Below are 7,886 nucleotides of genomic sequence, written 5' to 3' on the forward strand. Positions count from 1 at the left end.
AAAAACCTGTAGACGCCGCGACCATTCAGGATACTCGCGTCATCGTTAACGTTTTTCGCGAGCAAGCTCGCTCCTACAAGGGTCCTCATTCGCTTAACTGAACACCATTACTTCAATTCTTGACAAGGCCACACGATGACCTCCAACCGAACCGCAAACCCTCCTTCAGGCATGGTCAGGGTGCGCGGCGCCCGGGAACACAATCTCAAGAACATCGACGTCGATATCCCGCGCGATGCCCTGGTGGTGTTCACCGGAGTGTCTGGTTCGGGGAAGTCATCCCTGGCTTTTTCAACCCTGTACGCCGAGGCACAACGCCGTTATTTCGAGTCCGTGGCGCCTTATGCAAGGCGCCTGATCGATCAGGTCGGCGTGCCGGACGTGGATTCCATCGAAGGCTTGCCGCCCGCGGTCGCTTTGCAACAACAACGGGGCACGCCGAGCACGCGCTCTTCGGTGGGCAGCGTCACGACCTTGTCGAGCCTGATCCGCATGCTGTACTCCCGCGCCGGCAGTTACCCGGCGGGACAGCCGATGCTGTATGCCGAAGACTTTTCACCCAATACACCCCAAGGCGCCTGCCCTGAATGCCACGGTTTGGGCCGGGTGTATGAGGTCACCGAGGCACTGATGGTGCCTGACCCGAGCCTGACCATCCGCCAGCGCGCCGTCGCTTCCTGGCCCTTGGCCTGGCAGGGGCAGAACCTGCGGGACATCCTCGTGACCATGGGCTATGACGTCGATATCCCCTGGCGCGAGCTGCCAAAAAAGCAGCGCGACTGGATTCTCTTTACCGAAGAAACCCCGACGGTGCCGGTGTATGCCGGGCTCACGCCGGATGAAACCCGTGTCGCCCTCAAGCGCAAAATGGAGCCCAGTTACCAGGGCACGTTCACCGGTGCGCGCCGCTACATCCTTCATACATTCACCCACTCGCAAAGTGCGCTGATGAAGAAGCGTGTTTCACAATTCATGCTCGGCAGCCCGTGTCCGTTGTGCGACGGCAAACGCCTCAAGCGCGAGGCGTTGTCGGTGACCTTCGCCGGCTACGACATCGGCGAACTGTCGCAGATGCCATTGCTGCAGGTGGCCGAGGTGCTCAAACCGGTGGCGGCCCAGCACTACCTCGAAGAAGGTGATGAGGCGGGCGAAGTGCTGACGCACGACCAGACCCGCGAGGCCCGCGAACAGCGCATGGCCCACGGCGCCAGCGGCCACGCCAATGCCCCGGATGTGCGCCACACACCGAATCTGTCCGTGGAGAAACGCCTGGCTGCACAACGCATCGCCCAGGATTTGCTGGAGCGGGTCAGCACCCTGACGGACCTGGGCCTTGGTTATCTGGCGCTGGAACGCAGCACTCCGACGCTGTCGTCCGGCGAGTTGCAGCGTCTGCGCCTGGCGACACAGTTGGGTTCGCAGTTGTTCGGCGTGATTTATGTACTGGATGAGCCGTCGGCAGGTTTGCACCCGGCGGATGGCGAGGCGTTGTTTGAAGCCCTGCAGCGCTTGAAGGCTGCGGGCAATACCTTGTTTGTGGTCGAGCACGATTTGGAAACCATGCGCCGCGCCGACTGGTTGATCGACGTCGGTCCGGCTGCAGGTGAACACGGCGGGCGAGTGCTGTACAGCGGTGCGCCGCACGGGTTGGCCGAGATTGCCGATTCGCAAACTCGTGCCTACTTGTTTGCCGAGAAAACCAGCCAGTCGAAGGTCAGCCGAAAGGCCAGCGACTGGCTGCGTCTTGAGGGCATCACCCGCAATAACCTGAATGACCTCAACGTCGAGTTTCCCTTGGGCTGTTTCACCGCCGTCACCGGTGTCTCGGGCTCGGGCAAGTCGAGCCTGGTCAGCCAGGCGCTGCTGGAACTGGTCGGCGCGCACCTGGGACGTGCGACGGTAGACAACGATCCGCAGGAACTCAGCCTGGAAGATGACGCGCCGCAAATCAGCGGTGGCCAGGTTACTGCCGGGTTGGCGTCGATCAAGCGTCTGGTGCAGGTCGATCAGAAGCCGATTGGCCGTACACCACGCTCCAACCTCGCGACCTACACCGGGCTGTTCGACAACGTGCGCAAACTGTATGCCGCCACACCCGAGGCGCAAGCGGCGGGTTATGACGCCGGACAGTTTTCCTTCAACGTCGCCAAGGGCCGTTGCCCGACCTGTGAAGGCGAAGGGTTTGTCAGCGTTGAATTGCTGTTCATGCCCAGCGTCTATGCGCCATGCCCGACCTGCCACGGTGCCCGCTACAACCCCGAAACGCTGGCCATCACCTGGCAGGGTCGAAATATTGCCCAGGTACTGCAACTGACCGTGGAGCAAGCCGTGGAGGTATTCAGCGAACAGGCGTCAATCCGTCGCTCGCTTGAGGTGTTGCGCGATATTGGCCTGGGTTATCTGCGCCTCGGCCAACCGGCGACCGAGCTGTCCGGTGGCGAAGCCCAGCGCATCAAACTGGCGACTGAACTGCAGCGCAATCAACGCGGGGCGACGCTGTATGTGCTCGATGAACCCACCACCGGCTTGCACCCGCGGGATGTCGATCGCTTGTTGGAGCAATTGAATAACCTGGTGACGGCGGGGCATACGGTGATTGTCGTCGAACATGAAATGCGCGTGGTGGCGCAGAGTGATTGGGTTATCGATATAGGTCCGGGGGCGGGGGATCAGGGCGGCAAGATCGTGGTTGCCGGCACGCCGCAAAAAGTGGCTAAAAGCAGGAAGAGCCGGACGGCGCCGTTTTTGGGGCGGGTATTGGGTTCGACTTGAGTTGGCGGTGAAACGGACGGCCTCATCACGGGCAAGCCTCGCTCGAACAGGGTTTTGTGTAGGCCGCATCTCTGTGAACGACAGGCCCCCGGTAGGAGCTGCCGCAGGCTGCGATCTTTTGATCTTGCTTTAAAACAGAATCAAAAGATCGCAGCCTCGTTTCACTCGTCAGCTCCTACAGGGTTTAATGCCAGCCGCTTTATTTGTGAACGACGCAGGACCTGTGGGATGAGGCCGGCACCTCCAACATCAATGCTGGCCGGCGCGGTTATTTGTCTGGATGGGCGGCTTGCAGTTTTTTCGCCATCTCCAGATGGTGTTCTAGAGCCGGCAGCATTTTTTGCGCAAAGGCTTTCAGGTCTGTTTTGCCTTTGGTCTTGTCGTCCGTCACCGTATTGGCTTCTTTTTTAAACAGCTCGATGGTGTCTTCGTGGGCCTTGACCTGGTAATTGGCATACGCCGAATCGAACGATTCGTCTCGCATGTCGAGAATCTTTTCCTTGGCCTGCTTCACCAATGTCGTGCTGTCAGGCACTTCGATGTCGTTCTTTTTCGCGATGGCGGCCAGTTCATCATTGGCCTTGCCATGATCGGTGATCATGGTGTTGGCAAATGCCTTGATGTCTGCCGATTGGCTCTTTTCGAGTGCAAGCCGGCTGGTTTCTATTTCGGCTATGCCACCGGCGGCGGCCTTGTCGACGAAATCATTGGAGGTTGCCGCGAAAGCCGTGCCCATGCTGGTACTCAAGGCTACGGCCAGAACAAGGTGGCGCAGGTTAAATCCGTCCATTGGTGCATCTCCACGCAGTTGATCGATGTGATCGTTACTGTGTGGAGGCCGGTGATCGAGCAAAGGTTTTATCGCATTTGCGACAGGACGACGAACGGGCACCACTGGTCTGATAGATGGTCGACAGAACCCGCAATCGGAGGCCATTCTGATAGTTGGCGAACGCAATCAATCGCGTTTGCTACCGATTAACAAACGGAGGTGTTCCATGCCGGTGTCCCATGACCTTTTTCAGGATCTGAGTTTCACAAAGGAAGAAATCCAGCAGAGACGCACCAAGGATCCGAAACTGGATTCACTGATCAACAAGTATTCCCAGGCAGATGCCGAGGTGTTGAAGGCGGAGCAAGCCAAATCCAGCGATGACACTGTGACAAAGCTCAAGGCGAAGCGCCTGGAGGTCAAGGATAAGATCGTCATTCAACTCCAGTCGTCCTGACCCAGCATCAGGCATCACCGACGATCGGTGACTGAAGGTTGGAACGGCGACAAAAACCGGCACCTCGAATGTTCAGGTCCCCACAAACGGGCGACAGACGAGGTGCCTCATGAACCAACCAAAATTCCCTTCCGAAGACCAGGGTGGCTACGACCCGATGCCCACCCATCCACAACCGCTGAGCCCGGCGCGTACCGCTGAGAATCCTGAAGAAGAGTCGGGTGATGATGAGTTGCCGGAAGACGCCCCACAGTAGATGTGTTGTGAAATAAAAACGTCTGCGCCACAGCCCCACCCGTGGGAGCGAGCCTGCTCGCGATAGCGCCGGGTCAGGCGCCATTGATGGTGGATATGCTGGCCTCATCGCGGGCAAGCCCGCTCCCACAGGAATTTCCAGTGAACAGGTGATCTGTGTAGGGCAGATCACCTGTGGGAGCGGGCTTGCCCGCGATAGCGGAGAGTCGGACGACAATATTGTTGGATATGGTCCCCGGTGTTTATTGCAACGCCACACTCAACGGCAATCGCACCATGTTTTTCGCCTTCAGCGAACCGAAGTACAGCCAGTCGCCATATTCGCGCACGGTGGTGATCGGCGAGTAGTTGCCGCTGGTGCCGTCCTGCAAATTGGCGATGACCTTGCCCTCCAGGTCCAGACCCAGCGCAAAGGCACGTTTTTCCACCGGCTTGGGCAGGACGGTCATGGCTCGCACGATCATCTTGCGTACGAAAGGATGCGGCGCGGTCGCGTCCAGCAGGGCGTTTCGCGGAGCGTACAGCGCGACCCAGAAGCGGTCATGACCATTGAACGACAGGTTGTCGGGCAAACCCGGCAGGTTGTCGATGAACAGGTCGTGGGTGCCAGCCTTCGGCCCGGTCAACCAGTAACGGCTGATGCGATAGGCACCCGTTTCATTGACCAGCACAAACGCATCTTCGGGCCCCAAAGCCACACCGTTGGCAAACTCCAGCTTGTCCAGCAACACCGTGGTCTTGCCGGTCTGGAAGTCATAGCGCAGCAACCGGCCATCACCCCCATGCTCAATGATGGCCTCGCCGTCCTTGCCGTAGCCGAACCGACTGGAAGCATCGCTGAAATAGGCGTAGTGCCCGGGTTTGTCGATGGCCACGTCGTCGGTGAAACCAAAGGGCACGCCATTGGCGGTCGTGGTCAATGCCACCAGCCGCCCTTGGGCGTCCAGCGACAGCAAGCCCTTCACGGCGTCAGCGATCACCAACAAACCGTTGGGGTGACGGGCCAGCCCCAGCGGCCGGCCGCCGGTGTCGGCCAGGACTTTGGTGACCGTGCCATCAAGACTGGTACGGATCAACCGACCATCATGCAAGCCTGTGAGCAGCGTATCGTTCTCCAATAGCAGTGCTTCCGGCCCGTCGATGTCCGCAGGGCCAACGCGCGCCACGCCCTTGAGGCGCTGATTGTCGGCATAGAGGCCTTCGGTGAGGGACGGCGCGGGTGCAGGCGTCCAGGCCACCGGTTGCACCTTGGTCGGCATCAGTAGCAGGAATCCGCCGATGGCAACGATCAGCAGCAACACTCCATGGTGAAACCCGATTGATCGCCTCACGCATGGACCTCTGTCTGTGCCAGGTGTATTTGCGCCATCTCGCGCAATGCCAACATCGATGCTGCCGACTCGCGATCAATCCGGCGTCTGAGCAGCAGCTTGTTGGCGATGCGCATCCCCAGGCCACTGAACTGATACTCCAGCGTGCGAACAAACCGCGTGCGGTCACCCTCGGCCTCGCATTGGTAAGTCAGCACCAGTGACAAACCATGGTCGCCATCAGCACGGGCGCACCAGTGGCGTCCCGGTAGATACTCGTCCACCACCCAGCTCAAGTGGCCGTCGCGGCCACCGGCGCGGATGTCTTCTTCGAACCGCGCACCGGCATGCAGCGAGCCTTTTTGCCCGTTGATACTGAGGGACGAAGGGTGCCACTGCGGCCAAAGGCTCACGGTGCTGGCGTAGGCGAGCACGGCAACGGGATTTCCGGCGATGTCGATCTGATGCTGCATGCGGGTCATGGGGGTTCTCGTCAGGTACGGGATGTCCTGTTCAGGTTCCCAATAGAGGGTGCCGAACAGGTAATCCATCAACGGAAAAACGATGTTGAAATTGCGCTCCTGCATCATCTCGCGGCGGTGATGCAGTTCATGCAGGCGACGCATCTGGCGGATCCACGGCAGGCGCGTCAGTGGATTGTGCGACGGCAAGTGTTCGCAGGCGTGAAACACTTCGTAGGTCAAATAGCCGAGCACCATGCTCCCGGCCACGAGTCCGGCGACGTTGTCGTCAAACTGCTTGAGCAACCACCAGAGGGGCAGGGTAATGACCAGCGTGTGCAACACGATCAGCCAGGCCGGAAACAGGATCACCCGCCAGTCGCGTGCGCTGTCATACGTCATGTGCCCGGGGGCGAAGAAGCTGTGGTGGTCAACGGCATGGCGGGCATAGAACATCCGCGCGAAGGCTTTTTTGTGATGGCCCAGGTGTCGATGGACCATGTACACGCCGAAACTGAAAAACAACAGCGTCAAAGGCACCGCCAACCATTGCAGCGGATGCACCTGGTGCACGGTGTTCCAGAACATGGCAATGGCGGTTATGCCGAACAGCGTCACAAAGGTGCCATGCAGCCAAGGATTGTAGAGGGGATGGATATCAGCGCGATAGCGGGTACGGAATGCTTCGGTGGTCTGCCTCACTGCAATCACCTGTCGTTATTGTTATCTCCAGCAGCGTAGACGATTGCGTTGTGTTGGCGGGTCGAGGTTGAGGACACAGCTGCCATGATCCGGTGCAAACAGGACTCAGATCAGTGGATTCCAGCGTTGCGACCAGTCGTCATCGGTCTTGATGACTTCGCGCAGCAGATCGAAAGCCTGCTGCAAAGCTTGCGAGTCGCGGTCGCGGGAGTAGACCAGATAGGTCGGGTAACTGAATTCCGGCGCTTTGGGCACTTGCTCCAGCACGCCGCTTTCCAGATAACTCTGCACGACACGGGTGCGGAAATAGCCGCTGCCGCCGTTTTCCAGGATGTACTGCAAGGCCAATGGGCCAAGGTTGAAGCTCAAGGCAGCCTTGGCTTTATCGGGAAGGGCTGCATCGTGCCGGCGTCGGAAATCCATTCCCCAGTCGATGTAAACATAAGGCTGCGGCCGCTCGGGATGACGGACAAGAATGAGTTTTTCTTCGAGAACCTGCTCCACTTGCAGGCGCGGCCAGTATTCGGGCTGATAGACCAGCGCTGCATCCAGCACCCCTAGCTCCAGTTGACGCAACAGGTTTTCGCCGTCGCGGATCTCCATGCGCAGGGCATGGCCGGGGATTTTTTCTCGCAGTGCACCGGCCCAACTGAGCATCAACGGATTGCACAGGCTGACCTCGCCACCGATGTGCAACACGTCGTGGTAGCCCTCGGGCAACGGCAAGTCCCGTCGCGCCGCTTCCCAGGTTTCCACCAGTTGATTGGCATACACCACGAAGGCTTCGCCATTGGGCGTCAACCGGGCACCAGCGCGATTGCGCACAAACAGGGTACTGCCCAGTTGGCTTTCCAGTTTTTGTACACGTGCGGTAATCGCCGTCTGGGTGACGTGAAGTTTCTCGGCCGCTGCGACAAGGCTGCCGTGACGGACGATTTCCAGAAAGGTGCGGGCGAGATCGATGTCCATGGGCGGGCCGTGTCGGGAAGTGCTGGCATTGTAAGAGCGCCACCCGTGCGTGGCGAGGGGGAGGAAAATCGGGAGGAGCCGCCAGGTTCCTGTGCGGCTACACCATTTATGTGGGAGCGAGGCTTGCCCTAATGCCAGTCAGTTAAGCGATGAAGGTCAACTGTAGGAGCGAGCTTTCTCGCGAAAAA

7 protein-coding genes are annotated in these 7,886 nt (G+C 59.3%); 3 read left to right on the forward strand and 4 right to left on the reverse strand.

The annotated features are described in order from the left end of the window. Nucleotides 1–135 precede the first annotated feature (135 nt). Nucleotides 136–2,772: an excinuclease ABC subunit UvrA gene (gene uvrA / locus ACRESJ_RS25170; protein ID WP_431760326.1), complete on the forward strand. Its 2,637-nt coding sequence runs from the start codon at nucleotides 136–138 to the stop codon at nucleotides 2,770–2,772. Nucleotides 2,773–3,040: 268 nt separating this feature from the next. On the opposite strand, the gene ACRESJ_RS25175 is transcribed toward uvrA, so the two are convergent. Further along, the gene (locus ACRESJ_RS25175; protein WP_431760332.1) at nucleotides 3,041–3,562 is read right to left on the reverse strand and encodes a DUF4142 domain-containing protein; all 522 of its coding nucleotides are present in this window, start codon (nucleotides 3,560–3,562) and stop codon (nucleotides 3,041–3,043) included. Nucleotides 3,563–3,770: 208 nt separating this feature from the next. Here ACRESJ_RS25175 and ACRESJ_RS25180 point away from each other — a divergent pair, with 208 nt between their 5' ends. Both ACRESJ_RS25180 and ACRESJ_RS25185 read left to right on the forward strand, forming a co-directional pair. Further along, complete coding sequence (locus ACRESJ_RS25180) at nucleotides 3,771–4,001, forward strand: DUF465 domain-containing protein (protein ID WP_431760327.1); 231 nt, start codon at nucleotides 3,771–3,773, stop codon at nucleotides 3,999–4,001. 109 nt (nucleotides 4,002–4,110) lie between these two features. Next, complete coding sequence (locus tag ACRESJ_RS25185; protein ID WP_431760328.1) at nucleotides 4,111–4,257, forward strand: hypothetical protein; 147 nt, start codon at nucleotides 4,111–4,113, stop codon at nucleotides 4,255–4,257. Between the two features lie 241 nt (nucleotides 4,258–4,498). Here the strand turns inward: ACRESJ_RS25185 and ACRESJ_RS25190 are convergent, their stop codons facing one another. The 3 genes from ACRESJ_RS25190 to ACRESJ_RS25200 all read right to left on the reverse strand — a co-directional run bounded on the left by ACRESJ_RS25190 (nucleotide 4,499) and on the right by ACRESJ_RS25200 (nucleotide 7,698). Next, complete coding sequence (locus ACRESJ_RS25190; protein WP_431760329.1) at nucleotides 4,499–5,587, reverse strand: SMP-30/gluconolactonase/LRE family protein; 1,089 nt, start codon at nucleotides 5,585–5,587, stop codon at nucleotides 4,499–4,501. Then, on the reverse strand, nucleotides 5,584–6,729 hold the full coding sequence (locus ACRESJ_RS25195) for a sterol desaturase/SRPBCC family protein (RefSeq protein WP_431760330.1): 1,146 nt from the start codon (nucleotides 6,727–6,729) through the stop codon (nucleotides 5,584–5,586). The genes ACRESJ_RS25190 and ACRESJ_RS25195 overlap by 4 nt, the downstream gene beginning before the upstream one ends. Nucleotides 6,730–6,834: 105 nt before the next feature. Further along, a complete protein-coding gene (locus ACRESJ_RS25200; RefSeq protein WP_431760331.1) occupies nucleotides 6,835–7,698 on the reverse strand; it encodes a LysR family transcriptional regulator in 864 nt (287 codons plus the stop codon). Nucleotides 7,699–7,886: the final 188 nt, after the last annotated feature.

The sequence above is a fragment of the Pseudomonas sp. genome (assembly GCF_050739655.1).
Classification (GTDB): Bacteria; Pseudomonadota; Gammaproteobacteria; order Pseudomonadales; family Pseudomonadaceae; genus Aquipseudomonas.